This is a genomic window from Alsobacter sp., assembly GCF_059501845.1.
The window spans coordinates 138,752-161,999 of the sequence record NZ_JCACDK010000014.1 but is presented as its reverse complement, the minus strand read 5'-3'; the positions used below and the strand labels follow the sequence as shown (position 1 = coordinate 161,999).

The 23,248-nt window shown below is 67.9% G+C and carries 20 protein-coding genes; 9 read left to right on the top strand and 11 right to left on the bottom strand.

What is annotated here, in order from left to right; translation table 11 throughout:
• The first annotated feature begins 19 nt into the window (after nucleotides 1-19).
• Together AC5JCN_RS11750 and AC5JCN_RS11745 are read left to right on the top strand one after the other, a co-directional pair.
• On the top strand, nucleotides 20-589 hold the full coding sequence (locus AC5JCN_RS11750; protein ID WP_495755247.1) for a GNAT family N-acetyltransferase: 570 nt from the start codon (nucleotides 20-22) through the stop codon (nucleotides 587-589).
• A gap of 112 nt (nucleotides 590-701) precedes the next feature.
• Nucleotides 702-1,274 carry a Uma2 family endonuclease gene (locus AC5JCN_RS11745; RefSeq protein ID WP_495755246.1) on the top strand — a complete coding sequence of 191 codons (573 nt, stop codon included), beginning with the start codon at nucleotides 702-704 and terminating at the stop codon, nucleotides 1,272-1,274.
• A 6-nt stretch (nucleotides 1,275-1,280) separates the two neighbouring features.
• On the opposite strand, the gene AC5JCN_RS11740 is transcribed toward AC5JCN_RS11745, so the two are convergent.
• Both AC5JCN_RS11740 and AC5JCN_RS11735 read right to left on the bottom strand, forming a co-directional pair.
• Entirely contained in the window at nucleotides 1,281-2,714 is a 1,434-nt protein-coding gene (locus AC5JCN_RS11740) for a homospermidine synthase (RefSeq protein WP_495755245.1), read from the bottom strand.
• A 109-nt stretch (nucleotides 2,715-2,823) separates the two neighbouring features.
• Nucleotides 2,824-3,462, bottom strand: coding sequence for an MBL fold metallo-hydrolase (locus AC5JCN_RS11735; RefSeq protein ID WP_495755244.1), 639 nt, complete (start codon nucleotides 3,460-3,462; stop codon nucleotides 2,824-2,826).
• Nucleotides 3,463-3,736: 274 nt separating this feature from the next.
• Here AC5JCN_RS11735 and AC5JCN_RS11730 point away from each other — a divergent pair, with 274 nt between their 5' ends.
• From AC5JCN_RS11730 to AC5JCN_RS11715, 4 genes are all read left to right on the top strand, one after another.
• A complete protein-coding gene (locus tag AC5JCN_RS11730; RefSeq protein ID WP_495755243.1) occupies nucleotides 3,737-4,381 on the top strand; it encodes a hypothetical protein in 645 nt (214 codons plus the stop codon).
• Nucleotides 4,382-4,816: 435 nt separating this feature from the next.
• Nucleotides 4,817-5,527 carry a SapC family protein gene (locus AC5JCN_RS11725; RefSeq protein WP_495755242.1) on the top strand — a complete coding sequence of 237 codons (711 nt, stop codon included), beginning with the start codon at nucleotides 4,817-4,819 and terminating at the stop codon, nucleotides 5,525-5,527.
• A gap of 56 nt (nucleotides 5,528-5,583) precedes the next feature.
• Nucleotides 5,584-5,799: a hypervirulence associated TUDOR domain-containing protein gene (locus AC5JCN_RS11720; protein WP_495755241.1), complete on the top strand. Its 216-nt coding sequence runs from the start codon at nucleotides 5,584-5,586 to the stop codon at nucleotides 5,797-5,799.
• A 145-nt stretch (nucleotides 5,800-5,944) separates the two neighbouring features.
• Nucleotides 5,945-9,436, top strand: a complete 3,492-nt coding sequence (locus tag AC5JCN_RS11715) for an indolepyruvate ferredoxin oxidoreductase family protein (RefSeq protein WP_495755240.1) — start codon at nucleotides 5,945-5,947, stop codon at nucleotides 9,434-9,436.
• Between the two features lie 218 nt (nucleotides 9,437-9,654).
• Here the strand turns inward: AC5JCN_RS11715 and AC5JCN_RS11710 are convergent, their stop codons facing one another.
• From AC5JCN_RS11710 to AC5JCN_RS11670, 9 genes are all read right to left on the bottom strand, one after another.
• Nucleotides 9,655-10,161, bottom strand: a complete 507-nt coding sequence (locus AC5JCN_RS11710) for a DUF2937 family protein (protein ID WP_495755239.1) — start codon at nucleotides 10,159-10,161, stop codon at nucleotides 9,655-9,657.
• A gap of 3 nt (nucleotides 10,162-10,164) precedes the next feature.
• Nucleotides 10,165-10,431: a hypothetical protein gene (locus AC5JCN_RS11705; protein WP_495755238.1), complete on the bottom strand. Its 267-nt coding sequence runs from the start codon at nucleotides 10,429-10,431 to the stop codon at nucleotides 10,165-10,167.
• A 20-nt stretch (nucleotides 10,432-10,451) separates the two neighbouring features.
• Complete coding sequence (locus AC5JCN_RS11700; protein WP_495755237.1) at nucleotides 10,452-11,465, bottom strand: WD40 repeat domain-containing protein; 1,014 nt, start codon at nucleotides 11,463-11,465, stop codon at nucleotides 10,452-10,454.
• 71 nt (nucleotides 11,466-11,536) lie between these two features.
• Nucleotides 11,537-12,556 carry a CobW family GTP-binding protein gene (locus AC5JCN_RS11695; RefSeq protein ID WP_495755236.1) on the bottom strand — a complete coding sequence of 340 codons (1,020 nt, stop codon included), beginning with the start codon at nucleotides 12,554-12,556 and terminating at the stop codon, nucleotides 11,537-11,539.
• 55 nt (nucleotides 12,557-12,611) lie between these two features.
• On the bottom strand, nucleotides 12,612-13,538 hold the full coding sequence (locus AC5JCN_RS11690) for a metal ABC transporter substrate-binding protein (RefSeq protein WP_495755235.1): 927 nt from the start codon (nucleotides 13,536-13,538) through the stop codon (nucleotides 12,612-12,614).
• A gap of 13 nt (nucleotides 13,539-13,551) precedes the next feature.
• Nucleotides 13,552-14,421, bottom strand: a complete 870-nt coding sequence (locus AC5JCN_RS11685; RefSeq protein WP_495755234.1) for a metal ABC transporter permease — start codon at nucleotides 14,419-14,421, stop codon at nucleotides 13,552-13,554.
• Between the two features lie 6 nt (nucleotides 14,422-14,427).
• Nucleotides 14,428-15,174, bottom strand: a complete 747-nt coding sequence (gene aztA, locus AC5JCN_RS11680; RefSeq protein WP_495755233.1) for a zinc ABC transporter ATP-binding protein AztA — start codon at nucleotides 15,172-15,174, stop codon at nucleotides 14,428-14,430.
• A 301-nt stretch (nucleotides 15,175-15,475) separates the two neighbouring features.
• The gene (locus AC5JCN_RS11675; protein ID WP_495755232.1) at nucleotides 15,476-16,348 is read right to left on the bottom strand and encodes a hypothetical protein; all 873 of its coding nucleotides are present in this window, start codon (nucleotides 16,346-16,348) and stop codon (nucleotides 15,476-15,478) included.
• Between the two features lie 44 nt (nucleotides 16,349-16,392).
• Complete coding sequence (locus AC5JCN_RS11670; RefSeq protein WP_495755231.1) at nucleotides 16,393-17,469, bottom strand: threonine aldolase family protein; 1,077 nt, start codon at nucleotides 17,467-17,469, stop codon at nucleotides 16,393-16,395.
• Between the two features lie 581 nt (nucleotides 17,470-18,050).
• On the opposite strand from AC5JCN_RS11670, the gene gltB reads away from it, so the two are divergent.
• From gltB to AC5JCN_RS11655, 3 genes are read left to right on the top strand one after another with little or no spacing between them, the layout of a single operon-like run.
• Nucleotides 18,051-22,787 carry a glutamate synthase large subunit gene (gltB, locus tag AC5JCN_RS11665; protein WP_495755230.1) on the top strand — a complete coding sequence of 1,579 codons (4,737 nt, stop codon included), beginning with the start codon at nucleotides 18,051-18,053 and terminating at the stop codon, nucleotides 22,785-22,787.
• Nucleotides 22,784-23,038 carry a DUF4258 domain-containing protein gene (locus AC5JCN_RS11660; protein ID WP_495755229.1) on the top strand — a complete coding sequence of 85 codons (255 nt, stop codon included), beginning with the start codon at nucleotides 22,784-22,786 and terminating at the stop codon, nucleotides 23,036-23,038. Before gltB ends, AC5JCN_RS11660 begins: the two co-directional genes overlap by 4 nt.
• Nucleotides 23,035-23,229 carry a DUF2283 domain-containing protein gene (locus AC5JCN_RS11655; RefSeq protein ID WP_495755228.1) on the top strand — a complete coding sequence of 65 codons (195 nt, stop codon included), beginning with the start codon at nucleotides 23,035-23,037 and terminating at the stop codon, nucleotides 23,227-23,229. Before AC5JCN_RS11660 ends, AC5JCN_RS11655 begins: the two co-directional genes overlap by 4 nt.
• Nucleotides 23,230-23,248 lie beyond the last annotated feature (19 nt).

Sequence of the window (23,248 nt, the reverse complement as noted above, 5' to 3'; positions counted from 1 at the left end):
GGCGGGGAAGGAGCACGACATGATTGCCATCCGCGAAGAGATGCCGGCCGACGTCGCGGCCCGCGAGGCCCTCCTCGACGCAGCTTTCGGTGTAGAGCGCTCACGCAAGACCAGCGAGAGGCTGCGTGAGGGCCGGCTCCCCGCGCTCGCTCTCGTCGCCGTGGACGAGGCCGGGCATGCGGCCGGCACGGTCCGGCTTTGGCATGTGTCGGCCGGCCCCGGGCGGCAGGCCCTCCTGCTGGGTCCGCTCGCCGTGGACAGCGCGCATCGCGGCCACGGCCTCGGTGGCCGGCTCATGCGCGCGGCCCTGGGCCGTGCCGCCATGCTCGGCGGAACGGCCGTCCTGCTCGTCGGCGACGCGCCCTATTACGGCCGCTTCGGGTTCGAGGCGGAGCTGACCCAGCGGCTCTGGCTGCCGGGCCCCGTCGCGCGCGAGCGCTTCCTGGGGCTGGAGCTGCGTGAGGGCGCGCTTCAGGGCGCGGCGGGGCTTGTCAGCGCGACAGGCGAGCGCCGTCCGGCACCGTCGATCGCGGAGCTCGTCGCGGGGCTCGAGACCAGGGAGCGCGCGATCCTCGCCGAGGCCGCGTAGGCCGAACGGTTCGTGTACTGCTTGCGTGAACGCCGGGGATCGGCAACCCTAGGTTCGTCGTTCCCCGGCAAAGCTCCTGCTAGCGTCGTCCCGGGCCGGGGAGGGCGGCGAAATGGCCGAGGCCGTGACGAAGCGCATGAGCATCGAGGAGTTCCTGGACTGGCAGACCGGCCAGGAACTCAAATGGGAATTGGTGGACGGGGTGCCGGTCCTGCCGCTGAAAAGCATGACCGGTGCGACGCAGCGCCATGACCGTGTGACGGTCAACATTCTCGGCGAACTCAGGAATCAACTCCGGAAGGGGCCGTGCCGCCCCTCCACTTCGGACATCGCTCTGTTGACGGGCCGAAGAAGCGTCCGGCGTCCCGACATCACCGTCCAGTGTGCGCCCGCCGATCCGAAGAGCATGACGGCCGTCGAGCCGCGCGTCGTCGTCGAGGTGCTGTCGCCCTCGACGATGAACTACGACCGGGTCCAGAAGCTCGACGAGTACAGGGCTCTCCCAGCAGTCGCCGTCATTCTGCTCGTCGACACTGAAACGCCCCGCATCACCGCCTGGCGCCGGAGCGGCGACATAGGCTGGAGCAAGGCCGAGCACGCCGGGCTCGATGCGATCGTCCCCCTGCCGGAGATTGCCGCCCAACTCGCCCTCGCCGACGTTTTCGAGGGCGTGCTGGACGGCTGAGCCCCTTCAGCGCACCAGCACGTTTCTGAACTGCCAGGGGTCGCTGGTATCGATGTCTTCGGGGAAGAACCCGGGGCGGCCCGCCAGCGGCGTCCAATCCGTGTAGACGCCGACGACGGGGCCGAGATACGGCATCTGCACCTCGAGGCAGCGGCGGAAATCCATGTCGTCGGCCTCGACGATGCCGGCGTTTGGGTTCTCCAGCGCCCACACCATGCCGGCGAGCACGGCCGAGGTCACCTGCATGCCCGTGGCGTTCTGGTAGGGGGCGAGCAAGCGCGTCTCCTCGATGGAGAGCTGCGAGCCGAACCAGTAGGCGTTCTTCGCGTGCCCGTAGAGCAGCACGCCGAGTTCATCGACGCCGTCGACGATCTCGTCCTCGTCGAGGATGTGCCAGTCGGGCTGGCGCTCGCCGGCCTGGCCGAACATCTCGTGCAGCGACAGCACCGCGTCGTTGCAGGGGTGGTAGGCGTAGTGGCAGGTCGGCCTGTAGACGGCATTGCCTGCCGCATCGCGAACCGTGAACCAGTCGGCAATCGAGATGGCCTCGTTGTGGGTGACGAGGAAGCCGAACTGCGACTGTGCGGTCGGCGTCCACGACCGCACGCGCGTGTCGGCCCCCGGCTGCATCAGGTAGATCGCGGCGCCGCAGCCCGTCTTGTGGGTGCGTGCATTGTCCGGCATCCAGCGCTCATGCGTGCCCCAGCCGAGTTCGGCCGGTTGCAGGCCTTCCGACACGAAGCCCTCCACTGACCACGTGTTGACGAAGACCTGCCGCGGCTTCGGCTTCTTCGAGCGCTGCGTGTCGCGCTCGGCAATGTGGATGCCCTTCACGCCCAGCGCCTGGGCGAGCTTGCCCCACTCCTCCTTGGTGCGCGGCTCCTCACCGGGATGGCCCAGGTCCGCCTTGAGGTTCAAAAGCGCCTGCTTGACGAACCAGGACACCATGCCCGGGTTGGCTCCGCAGCAGGAGACGGCCGTCGTGCCGCCCGGCTTCTGGCGGCGGGCGTCGAGGATGATCTCGCGCAGCGCGTAGTTGGACCGGTCCTCCGGGCCTTTCGACTTGTCGAAGTAGAAGCCGGCCCAAGGCTCGGCCACCGTGTCGATGTAGAGCGCGCCGATCTCCCGGCAGAGCTCCATGATGTCGCGCGAGGAGGTGTCGACCGAGAGGTTGATGCAGAAGCCCTGTCCCGGACCCGCCGTCAGAAGCGGCACGAGGAGATGCTTGTAGTTGTCCCGGGTGACGCCCTGGTGGATGAACCGGATCCCGCGCTCGTCCAGAAGCTTGCGGTCGGCGTCGGACGGGTCGATGACGACCATGCGGCTGCGGTCGAAGGCGATGTGCCTCTCCAGCAGGGGCAGCGTTCCGCGCCCGATCGAGCCGAAGCCGATCATCACGATGGGGCCGTCGATGCGGCCGTGCACGGGGTGGTCTGTCATGAAAAGTCCTCCATGTGGCCTGTGCTGCACGCGCAATGCCACGGGATGATGAAACAGGCTTCTTCGAACAGCCTCGGCCGAGGTGAGTCAATCCGCCGGCGATGGAAGGTCAGCGAAGGAAGGGGTTGGTCGCGCGTTCCTGCCCGATGGTGCTCGTCGGGCCATGGCCGCACACGAACGACACGTCGTCGCCCAGCGGCAGCAGCTTGTCCCTGATCGAGGCGAGGAGGGCTTCATGGCTTCCGCCGGGCAGGTCCGTGCGTCCGACGGAGCCGCGAAACAGCACGTCGCCGACGAAAGCAAAGCGCCCCTCGCGGTTGAACAGCACGATGCTGCCGGGCGAGTGGCCAGGGCAGTGCAGGACCTCGAAAACCAGCTTGCCCACCGTGACGGTGTCGCCTTCCGCGAGCCAGCGGTCCGGCACAAGGTTCCGCGCGCCATCGATGCCATAGGACACGCCGGTCGCGGCAAGGCGGTCGAGCAGCGGCTTGTCGTCGAGGTGCGGGCCTTCCACGGGGACGCCGAGTTCGGCCGCGAGCTCGCTGGCGCCGCCTGCGTGGTCGATGTGACCATGGGTGATGAGAATCTTCTTCACCGGCGCGTTGACCTGCGCGAGGGCATTCCGGATGCGGTCGAGGTCACCGCCGGGATCCACAACCGCCGCCTCGCCCGTCTCCTCGCAGGCGAGGATGGTGCAGTTCTGCTGGAACGGCGTCACCGGGACGATAGCGATACGGGCCTTGGCCATGATTGCTCCAGGATGGACACGGACGGGGACCCCTAGCAGCCGGGTTCCGCCGCGTGAAGGGGGGCGCGGGTTTCGGCGCGCTTCACGAAGCGGGGTTGCTTCTGCACTCTGGCGCGGCGATTCGCGGAGCCGGGCATGCTCGCCGAACTTCTTCTCAGTGCGATCACCCCGGCCGGGCGCGTGGCGCGGCAGATGGGCCTGGTCGCGCGGAAGCCGGCAGCGCAGGCACTGGGAGCCGCACCATGAACGCTGCCGCGCACTGGCCCGCAAGGCGGTGGACAGCCTCGAGCAGCGCCGCACGGTCGTCGTCCTCGGTTCCGGGCTGATGCGCGACGTCGATCTCCAGCACCTGGCCGGACGGTTCGAGACGGTTCTTCTCGTCGATGCCGTGCATCTGCCGATGATCCGGCTTTCTGCCCGCCGATACCCCAACGTAAGCCTGCTGGAACGGGACCTGACCGGCCTGCGCGTCTGGTTCGAGGGCGGTCCGCCCGGGCGCCTGCCGCCGCTGGCCGACCTCGGCGCCGAACAGAAGGTCGACCTCGTGATCTCGGCGAACTGCCTGTCGCAACTGCCGCTGGGGGTCGAGGAGTTCATGGAGAGCTCCGCGGCGCGGGGCCTCTCACTTCCCGCCGACCTGCCTGCGAGGTCCGTCGCTTGGCACCTCGACGATCTCGCGGCCTTCCGGGGAAAGGTATGCCTGATCACTGACACGGTCATGCTGGAGCGCAACCGTACCGGCGCAACTATCGACGAACTGGACCTCCTGCGCGGCGCCCATGTACCGGAGCCGGAGGAGACCTGGTGGTGGACTGTCGCACCCTTCGGGGAGATCGAGCGCGATCACGAGTCGGTGCACAAGGTTTGTGCATGGTCGGCATTCAAGCAGGCCAGCTCTGGAAAGGCAGTTTCGCTGTAACCTGGAGATACGCCAACGGTTTGCATCCGGCAGCATCCAAGCCGGTAGAGAGGCATGGCAATTTTTTGAGCTGCGAGTGGCGCATAACAAGCCACAAATATGTTCTGTGACATGCGTCAAGCGCATAGGCTGCATGCAGCGATATAGGTCAACCCTGCTTGCCTTTGCTGCGCTGCGATATATCTTGGAACTCGAACGGAGCGCGCTGCGTTCTGTTCATGCCCTCCTTGGGCGTTTCCTCCCTAGACTTGGGCCGCCGGCATTCGCCAGGCGGCCTTTTTCTTTTGACGCGCAAGCTGCCGACCCGGCGCTCAATTAAGCTTACATCGCAAGAACGGCTGCCAATTCCGGGGCGATCCGTATTCAGCGCCCCTCGCCGCTGCTAGGACGTCGGTATTTGAGGCTCATTCATTGCCGCAGTGCCGGGAGACTCGTTTGCCTGACAGCATCCTTTTCTACAGCGATATCGTGCCCATCAACCGTGATGCTCACCGGGACCTCCGTTTCCCCACCGATGAGACGCGGTTTGGATTCTCCGCACGGACCCACATCGTCCCGGCGCTGTTCGAGGAGTTTATCGCCGGGTCCGCACACCTGCCGATCCTGTTCCTGCCCGGCACAGGCGCACCCACGCCCGTCTTCCTGGTCGGCATGCGGATCGGGCGGAACGCCCTGCTCGATGCCGATGGCCGGTGGCGGGGCCAGTACGTTCCCGCCTACGTCCGGCGCTATCCCCTCATCCTCGGCGAGGTGGAGGGCCAGGATCCGCTGGCCTGCATCGACGCGGGCTTCGTGGCCGGTGAGCACGCCGACGGGGAGCGTGTTTTCGGCGAGGGCGGCGAGGACACCCCGCTCCTCCTCGAGCGCATCGGCCTGATGAACGAGGTCTTCCGGGCCGGAAAGCGTAGCGAGGAGCTCAGCAGCATGCTCCTGGACCTCTCTCTGTTTCGGGCGGTCACCATCGATGCCCGTTTCGAGAACGGCGAGACCACGGCGCTGCACGGAATGCTGACGGTCGACGGGGAGAAGCTCGACACCCTTTCCGACGGGGATTTCCTCAGGCTGCGGAAAGAAGGCGCTCTGCCCTTCGTCTACGCCCACCTCGCAAGTCTGGGCCAGGTGGAAGCGATCCGCCGCATGAGCTGAATCCGGAACATCTCCGGGCGCCGCAGGTTGGTTTATCCTAACTGCGGAGCAGCACGATGGCCAAGGACGAGCCAAAGCCCGGCGACAAGGTGTCCTGGAACTCATCCGGCGGACATTCGGTCGGACACGTCGAGAAGAAGCTCACCTCGCCGACGGCCATCAAGGGCCACAAGGTGGCGGCTTCCCGCGACAATCCCGAGTTCCTCGTCAAGAGCGACAAGTCCGGCAAGCTCGCCGCCCATAAGGCGGACGCTCTCAAGAAGGAGAAGTGAGGAGAGGGGAATGACGCTCGCGGCCCTTGGCGAGCAGGCTTTCCCTCCCCAGTTGGGGCAGATAGTCTTCGCTCCCTGAGCGTCGACGAGGTGTCCGGTCAGGACCGCCGAACGCGGTCCGCGGCGTCGGCCCCGGAGGAAAGTCATGGCGGTGTCTCCCGTCCCGCTCCGCGACGTTTCCCTCGACGACAAATACGACCTGTCGAAGGACCGCATCTTCATGACGGGGACGCAGGCCATCGCGCGCCTGCTCCTCATGCAGCACGAGCGCGACCACCGCGCTGGGCTGAACACGGCGGGGTTCGTGTCGGGCTATCGCGGTTCGCCGCTGGGTGGCCTCGACCAGCAGCTGCAGCGCGCTGCCCCGCATCTCGACCCCCGCAACATCGTCGTCCGGCCCGGCATCAACGAGGAACTCGCGGCGACTGCGTGCTGGGGCACGCAGCAGGCCCAGATGCGTGGCGAGGGGAAGTACGACGGGGTTTTCGCCGTCTGGTACGGCAAGGGCCCGGGCGTCGACCGCTCCGGCGACGTGTTCCGCCACGCCAACATGGCCGGGACCGCCCCGCACGGCGGCGTCCTCGCGCTCATGGGCGACGACCACACGGCCGAGTCCTCGACCACGGCCCACCAGTCGGAATTCCACTTCGTCGACGTGATGATCCCCATCCTCAACCCCGCCGGGGTTCAGGAGATTCTCGACTTCGGCATCTACGGCTTCGCCATGAGCCGCTTTTGCGGCACCTGGGTCGCGCTGAAATGCATGAAGGACACGGTCGAGTCGACCGCCATCGTGGACGGCCGCATCGACCGGGTGAACATCGTGACCCCGTCGGATTTCGAGGGGCCGCCGGGCGGCCTCGGCATCCGCCCGCGGGACGGCATTCTCGACATGGAGGCGCGCCTTCACGACTGGAAGCGCGATGCTGCCGTGGCGTTCGTGCAGGCCAACGGGCTGAACCGCATCATCACCTCGGGAGGGCCGAACCCCCGTGTCGGTGTCATCACGACCGGCAAGAGCTACCTCGACGTCCGCCAGGCGATGGACGACCTCGGCATCGACGAGAAGAAGGCCAACGACCTCGGGCTGCGCCTCTACAAGATCGGCTGTCCATGGCCGCTCGACCCCGAGGGGCTGAAGGCGTTCGTGCACGGGCTCGACCTCGTCATCGTCGTCGAGGAGAAGCGCTCGCTCATCGAGGTGCAGGTCCGCGAGGAACTGTACGGCTTTCCCGACCAGCCCGTCTGCATCGGCAAGAAGGACGAGGCCGGGCGCTGGCTGTTCCCGGTCAAGGGCGCGCTCGATCCCAACGACGTCGCCATCGCCGTGGGCGAGCGCCTGCTTCGCTACACGCAGGACGCCGATCTGGCCGACCGTCTCGGCCGGCTGAAGCAGGCGCAGGCCATGCTGGCGCAGACGAAGGAGGTGGCGGTCCGCACCCCGTACTTCTGCTCGGGGTGCCCTCACAACACCTCGACCAAGGTGCCTGAAGGCATGCGCGCCTATGCAGGCATCGGCTGTCATTACATGGCGCAGTGGATGGACCGCGCCACGGAGGGCTTCACCCAAATGGGTGGCGAGGGCGCCAACTGGGTCGGCGAGGCGCCCTTCTCAAAGCGCGGCCACGTCTTCCAGAACCTCGGCGACGGCACCTGGAACCACTCCGGCTCGCTGGCGCTGCGCTTCGCCGTCGCGGCGGGTGTCAACGTCACCTACAAGCTGCTCTTCAACGACGCCGTCGCCATGACCGGCGGCCAGCGGATCGACGGGGGGCTCACCGTCGACCGTCTCGCCCGGCAGGTCGCAGCCGAGGGGGTGAACCGCCTGGCGCTCGTCGTCGACGATCCCGGCAAGTACACGAGCGCAATGCAGTGGCCGCCGGGGATGACAATCCACCACCGCGACGAGCTGGATCTCGTGCAGCGCGACCTCGCCGAGGTGCCGGGCGTCACCGCCATCATCTACGACCAGACCTGCGCGGCCGAGAAGCGCCGCCGCCGCAAGCGGGGCGACTATCCCGACCCCGACAAGCGCATCTTCATCAACACCCGCGTGTGCGAGGGCTGCGGCGACTGCGGCGTGCAGTCCAACTGCGTCGCGGTTCAGCCGGTCGAGACCGAGTTCGGGCGCAAGCGGCAGATCGACCAGTCCAACTGCAACAAGGACTTCTCCTGCGTGAAGGGCTTCTGCCCGTCCTTCGTCACCGTCGAGGGCGCGCGCCTGCGCAAGGCCGCACCCGCGGCGCTGGCGCACGAGGTGGACAGCGCGCTGCCCGATCCCGCGGTGCCCGGGCTGGACAGCTCCTTCGCCGTCATCGTGACTGGGGTGGGCGGCACCGGAGTCGTCACCATCGGCGCGCTGCTCGGCATGGCCGCTCATGTTGAGGGCAAGGGCTGCGGCATGATCGACATGGCTGGCCTGGCCCAGAAGGGCGGGGCCGTCTTCAGCCACGTCAAGCTCGCGCCGACGCCTGAGGAGATCCACTCCATCCGCGTCGCGGCCGGGGAAGCGGACCTCGTGCTCGGCTGCGACCTCGTCGTGTCCGGCAGCCGCAAGGTGCTGGCGGCGGTGAAACCGGGGAAGAGCGCGCTCTTCGTCAACACGGCGGAGGTGCAGCCTGGCGACTTCACCCGCAGCGCCGACTTCTCGCTGCCCGCCGAGCGCCTGAAGCGCTCCATCCGCGAGCATGCGGGTGAGGACGGCGTAGCCTTCCTCGACGCGACGCGGCTTGCCGTCGCCACGCTCGGCAACGCCATCGCGGCCAACATGATCATGCTCGGCTTCGCCTGGCAGAAGGGACGCGTTCCGCTGTCCGAGGCGTCCCTGCTGCGGGCGATCGAGCTCAACGGCGAGGCGGTGGCCATGAACAAGGCTGCCTTCCGGCTGGGCCGGCGCGCCGCGGTCGACCCTTCGCTCCTGGCCGAAGAGGCCGCGCCGTCCGCCGCGATCGAGGATCGCCATCTGTCGCGCACGCTCGACGAGATCGTGGCGCGCCGGGTGGCCGACCTCACGGCCTACCAGAACGAAGCCTATGCCCGCCGCTACGCCTCCCGCGTCGACGCCGTTAGACGTGCCGAGGCGGAGAGGGCCCCCGGGCTCGACGGGCTGGCCGAGGCGGTCGCCCGCAACCTCTACAAGCTCATAGCCGTCAAGGACGAGTACGAGGTCGCCCGCCTCTACACGGACGGCGAGTTCCGGCACATGCTGAACGCGCAATTCGAGGCCGCCCCGCGCCTCGTTGTCCACCTCGCGCCGCCTCTGCTGGCCCGCCACGATCCGGCGACGGGACGGCCGAAGAAGATCGCCTTCGGGCCGTGGATCTTCCCGGCCCTTCGTGTGCTGGCCGGTCTGAAGGGCCTGCGCGGCGGGTTCTTCGACGTGTTCGGGCGGACGCAGGAGAGGCGAGCAGAGCGGGCGCTTCTGGCGGAGTATGAGCGCACACTCGACGAGATCGTGGCCGGGCTTTCACCCGCCAACCACGCCGCCGCACTGGCGCTGGCCTCGCTGCCGCAGAAGATCAGGGGCTTCGGCCCGGTGAAGGAAAAGAGCATGCTGGCGGCAAGGGCCGAGGAGGCCAACCTGCTCCGCGCCTTCCGCGAGCCCGCGTCGGTGCAGGCCACTCTGGCGGCGGAGTAGTCCTGCGGTTTTGACCTTCAGCGGTACGATACGTCCTTCCCGCCAGCCCTCTCCTCGTCGAGAGGGATCGGGAACCCTCGCCCGCGCGCGGGGGAGGGTAGGGAGGGGGGAGACGCTCGCGGAACTCAAAGAACGCCCCCCTCTGTCCGCTGCGCGGACATCTCCCCCGTGCACGGGGGAGAGTTTGGGATAGCCGGTTCTTTGAAGCGTCCCCGAGCCTAAACCCGAACCGCGACCCTCGTCCGCCGCCGGAACGGCCGGGCCATGAGGCGGATCAGAGCGTAGCCGAGCACGAACCCGCTGCCCGCCGCAACCGCTCCCTCCAGCGTGGTCGGCACGGCGGGCTCGAACTCCGCCGTCGTGCCGTGCATGACGTCGGGGTCGGCTTCAGACACCATCGACACGACGCGCCCGAACGACCCCGCTTCCTGCATGGCCGCGCGCTGGCGTTCGAGGTCGGACAGGCGGGCGGCATTCAGGGACGCATCGGCCGCGCGGCGCTGGGCCAGGGGGTCGGGGTTGGCGGAGAGCCTGCGCAGGGCCGTTTGCCGGTCCAGCTTCTCGGCCGCGGCATCCGCATCGAAGCGCTCGACGACGGTGCGCAGCTCGTCGATCGCGCCGCCCAGCCTCTGCCGGTATTGCTGCGCGAATTCCGGAGCCTGCGAGGCGGCGACCGCGCAGAGGATGCCTGCGCCGATCCCCACGGTGCGCGATACCGTCGGCATGCCTCACTCCTGCGGGGCGGCGAGTGCCGCCGCTATGGCGGGTCGCGTCTGGACGACCAAACTCCCCTTCGCCTTGAAGGCGCGTGTGCGCTCACCCTTGCGCATGACGAGAATCACCGTCTCCAACCCCGGACAGGCCGGGTCGTTGCAGGCGATCTCGTTGACGGTGAGCTCGTCGCCGTCGCCGAGTGAGAGCGCCTCCCGCACCCATGCCTTCACCCGCGCCACGTCGTCCGGATCCGGCCTTGGCTGCCGGAAGCGGTCGAGCATCCTGCCCAGCCCCGCCATTGTCAGGCGGGAAGGGTGAGAACGCCGGCCGCGCCATTGGCACAGCCATAGGCGAGGCGCCGGCCCTTGCGGTCCCAGGCCAGCGCGGTCACGCCACCGCCTTCGGGATCTGCCTTCCGGACGAGGAGTTCGGATCCGTCGGACAGACGGCAGAGCAGCAGGAAGCCGTCCTCGTAGCCGATGGCCAGGACCAGGGCGCCGGGGTGAAAAGCCACGCGCGAGACCTTGGCCGGCCGGATGCCGCACTCCCGCGGCGCCTTGCCCATCGGACCCTGCTTGTCCTGGAAGGGCCAGACGATGGCCGCGTCGGCGCCTGACGTCGCGAACCACAGACCGTCATGCGACCAGGAAAAGGAGCGCGTCTTCGACGGATAGCCGGACATCCGCATGTCCGCCTTCTCCGGCAGGCGCCAGCCATGCAGGGAGTTCTCCTGCATCGAGGTGATGACGAAGCGCGCGTCAGGAGCCCAGGTCACGTCGAGATGGGAGCCTTTCCACTCGAGCTTTTCCGGCGCCGCCTCGGTGTTTGGGAACCACACGCTGACGCCGTTGTAGTGGGCGACCGCCAACCGATAGCCCTTCGGCGCGAAGGCGAGCCCCTGCGCCGTGGTGGGCGCCTCCAGCGTCCGCAGCTTGCCCTTGTCGTCGCGCGCTGTGACGCGCTTGCCGCTCGACCACGCAATGGCCCCCGAGGGCGAGGCGGCGATCGCATCGACCCAGCGGCCCTTCTGGTCGGCAATCACCTCGGTGTCCCCGGACGCCCGGGTCAGGACCACGCGGCCGTCGTCGCCGCCCGTCAGCAGGCCATCTCCGGCCGGAGTGACGACGAGAATGCCCGCCCCGGGATGCGCCTCGACCCGGCGGGTCTCGCCCCCGGATGCGAGCAGCACGGCGCCTTCGGCGAGCGCCATCGCCAACGTGTCGCCCAGCCAGGTCGCGCCGACGACATGGTCGCCGGCCGGCATGTCTGCGACGTGCTGGACGAGGGACGTGATCGACGGGGACGGTGCGGACATGACGGGCGGCTCTCTCGCTCTTGCCCCGGATGGCTACGCCATCGCGGACCCGGCCTCAAGGGCAGGGGAGGTCAGGCCGCACAGGCTTCGGCGCCCTTGCGGATCGCCTCGGCGTCCAGGTCGCGGCCGATGAAGACGAGCCGCGACTCGCGCTTCTCGTCCGCCCGCCAGTCGCGCTGCAGGTCGCCGTCGAGGATCATGTGCACACCCTGGAAGACGAAGCGCTTCGGCTCGTCCTTGAACGCCATGATGCCCTTGCAGCGCAGGATCTTCGGCCCCTCCCGCTGCGTCAGGTCGTTGATCCATGGCATGAATTTGGCGGGATCGACCTCCCCCATGCGCACGGAAACCGACTGCATGTCCTCGTCGTGAAAGTGCTGCAGCCCGCCATGGGAGTGCCCGTGGTCGTGGTCGTGCCCATGGTCGTGGTGGTGATGGTCGTCCTCCGCCTCGAGGAAGGCGGGCTCGATCTCCAGGATCCGGTCGAGGTCGAAGGCGTTGCGGCCGAGCACGTTCTCGATCGGCACGTTGGCCTTCTCGGCCCGGTGGATCATGGCGTAGGGGTTTATGGCGCGGATGCGCCCTTCCACCTCGGCGAGTTCCTTCTCGTCCACGAGGTCGGTCTTGTTGAGGATGATCACGTCGGCGAAGGCGATCTGGTTCTTCGCCTCGGGGGCGTCCTTCAGGCGGTCGGTCAGCCACTTGGCGTCGGCCACGGTGACGACGGCATCGAGCCTCGCCTTGTCCGACACGTCCTGGTCGACGAAGAAGGTCTGCGCCACGGGGGCGGGGTCGGCGAGGCCCGTCGTCTCGACGATGATGGCGTCGAACTTGCCGCGCCGCTTCATCAGACCCTCGATGATGCGGATGAGGTCGCCGCGCACGGTGCAGCAGATGCACCCGTTGTTCATCTCGAAGACTTCCTCGTCGGCGCCGACGACGAGTTCGTTGTCGATGCCGATCTCGCCGAACTCGTTGACGATCACGGCGAACTTCTGGCCGTGGTTCTCGGTGAGGATGCGGTTCAGGAGCGTGGTCTTGCCCGCGCCCAGATAGCCGGTGAGGACGGTGACGGGGATCTTGTCGGACATGGTTCACTCTCGGGATCAGGGGGGCGGGGCGCAAGGCGTCCCGCCGGGAAACGGGTCAGCTCGCCAGGGCGGCGCTCAGCTCTCTTATATTGTTCCGCATCATGTCGATGTAAGTGGGTGCGGGACCGTTCGGGCCGGAAAGCGCGTCGGAGAACAGGGTGCCGCCGATCTTTGCACCCGTTTCCTTCTGGATGCGCTGCATCAGGCGCGGGTCGGACACGTTTTCGAGGAAGACCGCCGGAATCTTTTCGCTTCGGATCTGGCGCACGATGCGGGCCACGTCCCTGGCCGACGCTTCGGCCTCGGTCGAGACGCCCTGCGGCGCGATGAAGGCGATCCCGTAGGCGTGTGAGAAATACCCGAAGGCGTCGTGCGTCGTGATCACCTTGCGGCGGTCGGCCGGGATCTTCTGGATGGCATCGCGCACCTCGCTCTCGACGGCGTCGAGCCGCATCAGGAAGGCGCCCGCGTTGGCCTCGTACGTGGCCCTGCCGTCCGGGTCCGCGGCGGACAGGCCGTCACGGATGGCGACGACGTAGAGCCGCGCATTGGCGACGTCCTGCCAGGCGTGGGGGTCGAAGCCGCCATGGTCGTGGCCATCCTCCTGGCCATCCTCGGCCTTGATCGGCTGGACGGCTGCCGACGCGACCGTGACGGGCGCTTTGGCGCCGGAGGCGCGGATCAGCCGGTCGAACCAGCCCTCCAGCCCGAGGCCGTTGACGACAATGGCCCTCGCTCCCGCCAGCGTCTTCGCATCGGATGCGGAGGGCTGGTAGACGTGGGCGTCGCCATCGGGTCCAACCAGGACGGACACAGTCACCCGGTCGCCGCCGACCTGGCGCACGAGGTCGCCGAGGACCGAGAAGCTCGCCACCACGGGCAGCGGCTCCGCCGCCATCGCCGGACGCGGGCCGGCCAGCGATACGGCAGTCGCCAGCGCCAGCACGGCGCGCCGGGTCACTCTGAAGCGGGACAGTGTCATCGCGAGCGTCTCCTCAGGCTTCGAGGTGGCGGCGCGGGATGATCCGCAGCACGTAGCCGCCCTGCGTCCCGAACAGCATGGAGAGCACGTAGGCGCCGCCGGCCATCAGGATGATGGAGGGGCCCGCGGGCAGGCCCTGGTGGTAGGACAGAAGCAGGCCGAGAACGCCCGAGACCGCTCCGATCAGTGTCGCCACGGCGATCAGTGCCGTGACGTCGCGCGTCCAGAACCGGGCGCAGATAGCCGGCAGCATCATCATGCCGACCGAGAGCAGCGTGCCCAGCGCGTGGAATCCGCCGACGAGGTTCAGCACGGTGAGCGCGAGGAAGGCGAGGTGGGTCGGGCCGCCCGCTCCGCTGACGGAGCGCAGGAACCCGGGGTCGACGCATTCCAGCACCAGCGGCCGATAGAGCACCGCGAGCCCGAGCAGGGTCACGGTGGTGATCGAGGCGATCAACAGCAGCGCCGCGTCGTCAAGGGCCAGCACGGAGCCGAAGAGCACGTGCAGGAGATCAATGTTGGAGCCCTTCAGCGAGACGAGCACCACGCCGGCGGCCAGCGAGACGAGATAGAAGGCCGCGAGGGATGCGTCCTCACGCAGCACCGACGACCGCGCCACGAGACCGGCCAGCAACGCAACGGCAAAGCCCGCCGCCAGACCGCCCATCGTCATCCAGCCGAGCGACAGGCCGGCCACGAGATAGCCCAGCGCCGCGCCGGGCAGGATGGCGTGCGCCATCGCGTCACCCACGAGGCTCATGCGCCTCAGCATCAGAAAAACGCCGATCGGGGCCGCCCCTATGGCCAGCGCCAATGCGCCCACGAGGGCGCGGCGCATGAACTCGAACTCGACGAAGGGGGCAATCAGCGCGTCGTACAGCATGACTGATTAGGCCGCGCGGACGCAGGGGGCCGCGTAGGGATCATGGGCTTCGAGCATGTGACGCGCCGAGGCGAGGTTGGCGGCGGTCAGCACCTCGGCTGTCGGTCCCCACGCCACCGCTTCGCGCGCCACCAGAAGCGTCTCCGGAAACACCTGCCGCGCCACTTCGAGGTCGTGCAGGACGGCGACGACGGTGCGCCGCTCCGCGTGCCAGTGGCGGACGATCTCGATCAGGTCCGCCGCCGTGCGGGCATCGATGGCGTTGAGGGGCTCGTCCAGCAGGATGACACCGGCGTCCTGCAGCAGCAGCCGCGCGAACAGCACACGCTGCATCTGCCCGCCGGAGAGCGTGCCGATCGCCCGGCGCTCGAACCCGGTCAGCCCGACGGCCTCCAGCGCCTCCGCGATGCGGGCACGATCAACCCGGCCAACGGCCCCGAAGAGGCCTGTCCGGCGCCACAGCCCCATCGCGACCAGATCGTAGACGGAGATAGGGAAGGAGCGGTCGATGTCGGCGGCCTGCGGCAGGTAGGCGATGCGCCCCCGCCCGCCTTCCACCGCGATGGAGCCGGACATGGGGGCCAGCGCCCCGGCAATCCCTTTCAGGAGGGTCGATTTACCCGCCCCGTTCGGGCCGATGACGGCAGTCAGACTGCCCGGCGCGACAGTGCCCGACAGATGGTGCACGGCCGGATGGCGGTCGTAGCCCAAGGTCACGTCGTCGAAACGGATGGCGGATCCGGGGGAAGCCATCAGTGCATCGCCCACCAGACGAGGAGCCAGAGCACGCCGGAAACTGCGGCAGCTCCAGCCAGTCGCTGCACTGCAGAGAGCCGGAGCAAGGAGGCGGATGGAGCCGACGCCACGCGGGCCGCATGGACATGCCGATGATGCCCGTGTTCGTGGTGGTGGTGATCGTGGGCTGGCATGCGCTCGTCCAGGGGCTTCGGCCTGTACGATGTTATAGTGTAACAGAAAGCCGGCGCAAGCCGTTTCGTAACAGTGTTACACTTTCAGTGGGCTGATGCGCGGGGCAGGGCCGCCGGGCCAGCGATCAATCGAAGCCGGCGGGCGGCACGATCTCGATCTTGCGCGCCGGCTTGCCGGCGTCGTCGAGCGGGGTGACAGGCGGCGCGTCGCTCGCAGTCGGATTGGCCTTGCCCGTCTTGGGATCGATGAGCGGCTCGGGCAGCCGCTGTGCTGGCGCTGCCTGCTGCTGTGCCGGCGGTTCGGGTTTGGCCGGCTTCGCCTCGACGGCGGGCGGTGGCGGCGCGGCAGGCGTGGTGGCGGCGGGCGCCGGCGCCTTCTCCTCTGCCGGCGGCCGGGCGGCCGTGTCCGGCCCCTTCGGCAGGTCAGGCAGCGGCGAGGGCGTCACCGGCGCCGGCTTGGGTACGGTCAGGGTGTCCGCCGGCGGTTGTGTCTCCGGGCCCGGCAGTGCCGGATCGGGCTTGCGAGCCTGCTGGTTGCGGCGCTGCTGTGCTTTCTTGTCGACCTGCGGGCGGCCGCTGCCGAGGTCGTAGGGCGCCACGGGCCGGCTCGGCCGTGCCTCGTCCGCCCAGGGCGCCGGCGAACGAGCGCCCGGGATCGGTTGCGGCGGCCGCATCGGCGGGTCGCCCTCCAGCCGCGCCACGCGGCGCTCGATGATGTCGCCCGAATAGGCGTCGACCGTCAGAATGACCGTCATGCCCCTGCGGTCGACCGCGGTCGCCTGGTACACGTCACCGAAGGCTCTGACGTCGAGCACCCGCGACATTCCGTAGCGCCGATAGAGTGAACGCACGACGTCGCGCGGGGAAAGTGCCCGATCCTCGTCATAGTAGCGCTCGTAGGGGCCGGGTGCGCCGGGAAAGAAAATCTGGGCGCTCGCCGGAAACACGGGTGCGGCAAGAACGCAGGCCATCAGGACACTACGCAGGCGAACACGCATCGAAGGCGGGCTCCGGTCTCGATCTTTCAACGGTTAACGCCGGATTACGGCCGGCTTGCGACGCCGTGCTCCGCGGCAAGCCGAAGGAGCGCGTCGATGTCGGCCTCCCGCGTGGCGAAGGACGTGACCCAACGCATGAAGACCTCGCCGGGTCCAATGGAGAAGCCATCAGGAAGGCTTTCGCTCGCCCATGGCGCGCGGCCGAAACCGGCCTGCGTGAGTGCCGCGTCGAGCGCGGCCGGGATCACCGCAAAGACCTCGTTGGCCTCGGTTGTCCAGGGCAGCCTTACACCGGGCACTGCGGCGATGCCGTCGGCCAGCCGGCGTGCCATGGCGTTCGCGTGACGGGCATTGGCGATCCAGTGATCGTTCTCGAGATAGGCGCACAGCTGCGCGCCCAGCAGCCGACCCTTCGACAGAGTGTGGCCACTGCGCTTCCTCTGGAACTGCATGGAGGCCGCATGCGCGGCGTCGAAGAACACGACGGCCTCGCAGGCCAGTCCGCCATTCTTGCTCGCGCCGAAGGAGACGATGTCCACGCCCGCCTTCCAGGTCATCTCCGCGGCCGTGCAGCCCAGCGCAACCATGGCGTTGGCGAAGCGCGCGCCGTCGAGATGCATGGCCATGCCGGCATCCCGGGCCAGCCGCGACAAGGCCGCGATCTCGTCCAGCGAGTAGAGCGTGCCTGCCTCGGTCACCTGCGAGATCGAGAGGCAGGCCGGCTGGGACGCCTTCGCCACCCCTCTGGGGTAGCGCGCAAGCGCGGCCCTGATGTCGGTGGGCGCCATCCTGCCGCCGATGCCGGGTACGCCGACGAGCTTTGCGCCGCCGCTGAACATCTCCGGCGCACCGCACTCGTCGTCGATGACGTGGCTCTCGCGATGGCAGAACACCGCGCCCCAGGGAGGCGTGACGGCGGCGAGCGCGAGTGCGTTTGCGGCCGTGCCGGTGGCCACCAGGTACACCGTCGCCTTGCGCTCGAAGACATCCGACAGCATGGCCGCTGCCTTAACCGACCACTCGTCGGCGCCGTAGGACGCGGCTGCCCCGTCATTGGCGGAGATGATGGCGTCGAGGACCTGCCGGCTGGCGCCGACGACATTGTCACTGGCGAAATTCATAAGGTTTTCCATCGGTCAGACTGCGGCACGGGGGCCGCTGGTCCGGAGCAAGCCATGGCCGGACGCACTCCGCAAGCGGACGGTGCGCGGGTCAGCCTTCTTCACGCGAACGGGCGCGGCGTTTGCGTTCCTTGCGCAGGAGCGCGCGGTGCCGCAACTTTCTTTCGAAAGGGTTGAAAACAGGCCTTGTGGAGGCGCTTCAGCTGTGGCAATGTCCGGCCGCGATAGGACAGTCATGCTGTCCCATTCGGGGCTTGCCCCATCGAAGCCGGATAATGCCAGTGCTGAAGAACGGCGCCACGATGAACACGGCCTTGCGCGCGGCGGTCTGCCTGCGCAACGGTAAACGTGTGGCCCGCAAAGAGCGGGCCTGACGGGCGCACGGGGTCTTCGGACCGCCCAGGCGCCCGCGGGGCGCGGGCGCGGAACGGGGCGCGGCCGAACCCTTGGATCACGACACGAACACCCTGGTTTCCGGCGTGCTCCTTGCAAGCCGGCACTGACGAGATCCAGGACCGGCGCAGGCCAGAGCCTGCCGCGCGCCGCGATGTGCAGATGATCGAACGGGACGCGAGGGCGACATGAGCGAGTTCACTGGGCAGCAGATCGCCGCGGGACGGGTCGCGACCGCGACGGAGGCCGGCTCCGCGCGCCTTCCCGCCGTCTACGATCCCGCACTTCCGGCCGAGCAGGGGCTGTACAGCCCTGCCAACGAGCATGACGCCTGCGGCGTCGGCTTCGTCGCGCACATGAGCAACACGCCCTCGCATGACATCATCGCCAAGGGCCTGGAGATCCTGCTCAACCTCGATCACCGCGGTGCCGTCGGAGCCGATCCGAAGGCCGGCGACGGCTGCGGCATGCTGCTGCAGATCCCGCATCGCTTCCTGCGGGAGGTGACGGCCGCCCTCGGCATCGCCCTGCCGCAGAGCGGTCCTTATGCCGTCGGCGCGCTGTTCCTGCCCCGCGACCCCGAGGGCCGGCGGATCGTCGAGGAGATCGTCGAGAAGGTTATCGCCGAAGAGGGCCAGGTTTTCCTCGGCTGGCGCGACGTGCCGGTCGACAATTCCGGCCTCGGCGAAAGCGTGCGCCCGACGGAGCCCGTCCACCGCCAGATCTTCGTCGCCCCCGGCGCCGGCGTGGCCGACCAGGAAGAGTTCGAGCGCCGGCTGTTCATCCTGCGCAAGGTGATCTCGAACACCGTCTACCAGCTGAACGATGTGCGGACGAAGGGCTTTTACCCCGTCTCCCTGTCCTCGCGCACGCTCGTCTACAAGGGCATGCTGCTGGCCACGCAGCTCGGCGATTATTTCGAGGACCTGCGCGACCCCCGGCTGGAGAGCGCCCTCGCGCTCGTGCACCAGCGCTTTTCCACCAACACGTTCCCGGCCTGGTCGCTGGCCCACCCCTACCGGATGGTGGCCCACAACGGCGAGATCAACACGCTGCGCGGCAACGTGAACTGGATGGCGGCCCGCCAGGCCTCCGTCGACAGCGAGCTGTTCGGCGCCGACATCTCCAAGCTCTGGCCGATTTCCTACGAGGGGCAGTCAGACACGGCGTGCTTCGACAACGCGCTCGAGTTCCTGGTGCAGGGAGGCTACTCGCTGACCCACGCCATGATGATGCTGATCCCCGAGGCCTGGGCGGGCAACCCGCTGATGGGCGAGGACCGGCGCGCCTTCTACGAGTACCACGCCGCTCTCATGGAGCCGTGGGACGGCCCCGCCGCGGTCGCCTTCACCGATGGACGCCAGATCGGCGCCACCCTCGACCGCAACGGCCTGCGTCCCGCCCGCTACCTCGTCACGGATGACGGCCTCGTCGTGATGGCGTCGGAGATGGGCGTTCTCCCGATTCCCGAAGAGAGCATCGTCACCAAGTGGCGCCTCCAGCCGGGCAAGATGCTCCTCGTCGACCTCGAGCAGGGCCGCATCGTCTCCGACGACGAGATCAAGGCGTCGCTGGCCGCCTCGCATCCCTACAAGCAGTGGCTGGCCAACTCCCAGATCGTCCTGGAAGAGCTTCGCCCCGTCGAGCCGCGCGCCTCGCGCACCGACGTGTCGCTGCTCGATCGGCAGCAGTCCTTCGGCTACACGCAGGAAGACCTGTCGATGCTGCTCGCCCCGATGGCCGTGACCGGCCAGGAGGCGGTGGGCTCGATGGGCACGGACACGCCGATTTCGGCGCTCTCCGACAAGTCGAAGCTGCTCTACACCTACTTCAAGCAGAACTTTGCCCAGGTGACGAACCCGCCGATCGACCCGATCCGCGAAGAGCTCGTCATGAGCCTGGTGTCCTTCATTGGGCCGCGGCCGAACATCTTTGACCTCGAGGGTGTGTCCCGCCGCAAGCGCCTGGAAGTCCGCCAGCCCATCCTCACCAACGAGGACCTGGAGAAGATCCGCTGCATCGGCCATTTCGAGGACGCCTTCGACACGAAGACGCTCGACATCACCTACGCCGTGGAGCGCGGCACCGAGGCGATGGGCCCGATGATCGAGCGCCTCTGCGAGCGCGCCGAGGCGGCCGTGAAGGGTGGCTACAACATCATCATCCTGTCTGACAGGATGGTCGGCCCGGACCGCATCCCGATCCCGGCGCTGCTCGCCACGGCGGCTGTGCATCACCACCTGATCCGCAAGGGCCTGCGCACGTCGGTGGGCCTCGTCGTCGAGACCGGCGAAGCCCGCGAGGTGCATCACTTCTGCTGCCTGGCCGGCTACGGCGCCGAGGCGGTGAACCCGTATCTCGCCTTCGAGACGCTGCAGTCCATGGCCGACACCTTCCCCGAGGAGGTCGACGGCTACGAGGTGGTGAAGCGCTACATCAAGTCGATCGGCAAGGGCATCCTCAAGGTGATGTCCAAGATGGGCATCTCCACCTACCAGTCCTATTGCGGCGCGCAGATCTTCGACGCAATCGGCCTTCGGTCGGACTTCGTGAAGCAGTACTTCGCCGGCACGGCCACGACCATCGAGGGTGTGGGGCTGGAGGAGATCGCCCTGGAGACCGTCCGCCGCCACACGGACGCCTTCGGCGACAATCCGGTCTACCGCAGCGCCCTGGAGGTCGGGGGCGAATATGCCTACCGCATCCGCGGCGAGGCGCATTCCTGGTCGCCGCAGACGGTGTCGCTGCTCCAGCACGCCGTGCGCGGCAACAGCCAGGACAAGTACCGGGCCTATTCAAACCTGCTTAACGAGCAGAACGAGCGCTTGTTGACCATCCGCGGCCTCTTCCGCATCAAGGGTGCCGATGAGGACGGCCGCAAGCCCGTGCCCCTCGACGAAGTCGAGCCGGCCAAGGACATCGTCCGGCGCTTTGCCACGGGGGCCATGTCCTACGGGTCCATCTCGCGTGAGGCGCACACCACGCTTGCCATCGCGATGAACCGGATCGGTGGTCGCTCCAACACGGGCGAGGGCGGCGAGGAACCGGACCGTTACCGCCGGATGGCGAACGGCGACAGCATGCGCTCGGCCATCAAGCAGGTCGCCTCGGGGCGCTTCGGCGTGACGACGGAATACCTCGTCAACTCCGATATGATGCAGATCAAGATGGCGCAGGGCGCCAAGCCCGGCGAGGGCGGCCAGCTGCCCGGCCACAAGGTCGACGCCGTCATCGCCAAGGTGCGGCACTCGACCCCTGGCGTCGGCCTGATCTCGCCGCCGCCGCATCACGACATCTACTCGATCGAGGACCTCGCGCAGCTCATCTACGACCTCAAGAACGTCAACCCGCAGGCGCTCGTCTCGGTGAAGCTCGTCTCCGAGGTCGGCGTCGGCACCGTTGCCGCCGGCGTGTCGAAGGGCAGGGCGGACCACGTGACGATCTCGGGCTTCGAGGGTGGCACGGGCGCGAGCCCGCTCACCTCGATCAAGCACGCCGGCTCGCCCTGGGAAATCGGCCTCGCCGAGACGCACCAGACGCTGGTTCTCAACCGGCTGCGCTCGCGCATCACGGTCCAGGTCGACGGCGGCGTCCGCACGGGGCGCGACGTGGTGGTGGGCGCGCTGCTCGGCGCCGACGAGTTCGGCTTCGCGACGGCGCCACTGATCGCTGCCGGCTGCATCATGATGCGCAAGTGCCACCTGAACACCTGCCCGGTGGGCGTCGCGACCCAGGACCCCGTGCTGCGCAAGCGCTTTGTGGGGCAGCCCGAGCACGTCATCAACTTCTTCTTCTTCGTCGCCGAGGAAGTGCGCGAGCTGATGGCGGAACTCGGCTATCGGCGCTTCGACGAGATGATCGGCCAGATGCAGATGCTCGACCGCGATCCGGTGATCAGCCACTGGAAGGCGCGCGGGCTCGACTTCGGGCGGCTGTTCCACAAGCCCGACGTGCCGGCCTCGGTGAAGCTGTTCAAGTCCGAGCAGCAGGACCACAAGCTCGACGCCGTGCTCGACCGGACCCTCATCGCCAGGGCGGAAGGCGCCCTGGCCCACCGCACGCCGGTGGTGATCGAGAGCCCGATCAACAACACCAACCGCACGACGGGCGCCATGCTCTCGGGCGAGGTTGCAAAGCGCTACGGCCATGCCGGACTGCCCGAGGACACCATCGTGGTGAAGCTCAAGGGCACCGCTGGCCAGAGCTTCGGCGCGTGGCTCGCCCGCGGCGTGACGCTCGAGCTCGAGGGGCAGGCCAACGACTATGTCGGCAAGGGACTCTCGGGCGGCCGCATCGCGATCTTCCCGCCCAAGGCGGCGTCACGGATTGTGGCGCACGAGTCGATCATCGTCGGCAACACCGTGCTCTACGGGGCGATTGCCGGGGAATGCTACTTCTCCGGCGTAGCGGGAGAGCGCTTCGCCGTGCGCAATTCCGGCGCGGTGACGGTGGTCGAGGGTACGGGCGACCATGGCTGCGAGTACATGACGGGCGGCGTGGTGGTCGTTCTCGGCAAAACCGGGCGCAACTTCGCCGCCGGCATGTCGGGCGGCATTGCCTACGTGCTCGACGAGGACGGCTCGTTCTCGGAGCGCTGCAACCTGTCGATGGTCGACCTCGAGCCCGTCGAGGAGGAAGAGGAGATGCTCAACCAGCGCCTCTACCACCAGGGCGGCGACCTGCATCACCGCGGCATGGTCGAGGTGATGAAGGACATGACCCGCAACGACGCCGAGCGGCTGAAGCTGCTGGTGGACAACCACTACCGCTACACCGGCTCGCAGCGCGCCAAGGCCATCCTGGACGACTGGGAAGCAACGCTGCCGCGGTTCCGCAAGGTCATGCCGGTGGAGTATCGTCGCGCCCTGACCGAACTTATGGCCCAGACGGAAAGCCGCCGGCAGATGGCGGCGGCGGGGGAGTGAAGGGCGTCGTCTGGACCGTGCACGCGAATGTCACAGTTCAAAAGCGGGCGATCCCGAGGGAATGGGTTTCGCGGTGCCTGGAAAAGCCTGATTGGACCGAACTGGACCCTACCCACTCCGGTCGAATACGGGCTTACAAAAGGTTTCCGGAGTTCGGCGAACGCGTGATGAGGGTTGTTTTCGAGGAAGCGGGAGAGCACTTCACTGTCGTTACAGTTCTCTGGGATCGGAACGCCGGGAGGCGCAAATGAAGGTCAGCTACGACGCCGAGGTTGATGCGCTTTACATCGATCTTGCAAATGGCGAGGTGGACACCTCCGAAGAGGTTCGCCCAGGCGTCGTTTTTGATCTCGACCCGGCGGGGAAGCTGCTCGGGATTGAGATCCTCGACGCAAAAAAGGTCGTGGCACCAGGCATGAACTTTGCCGAGGCGGCTGAATAGCGCTCGGATATTTGAAGAA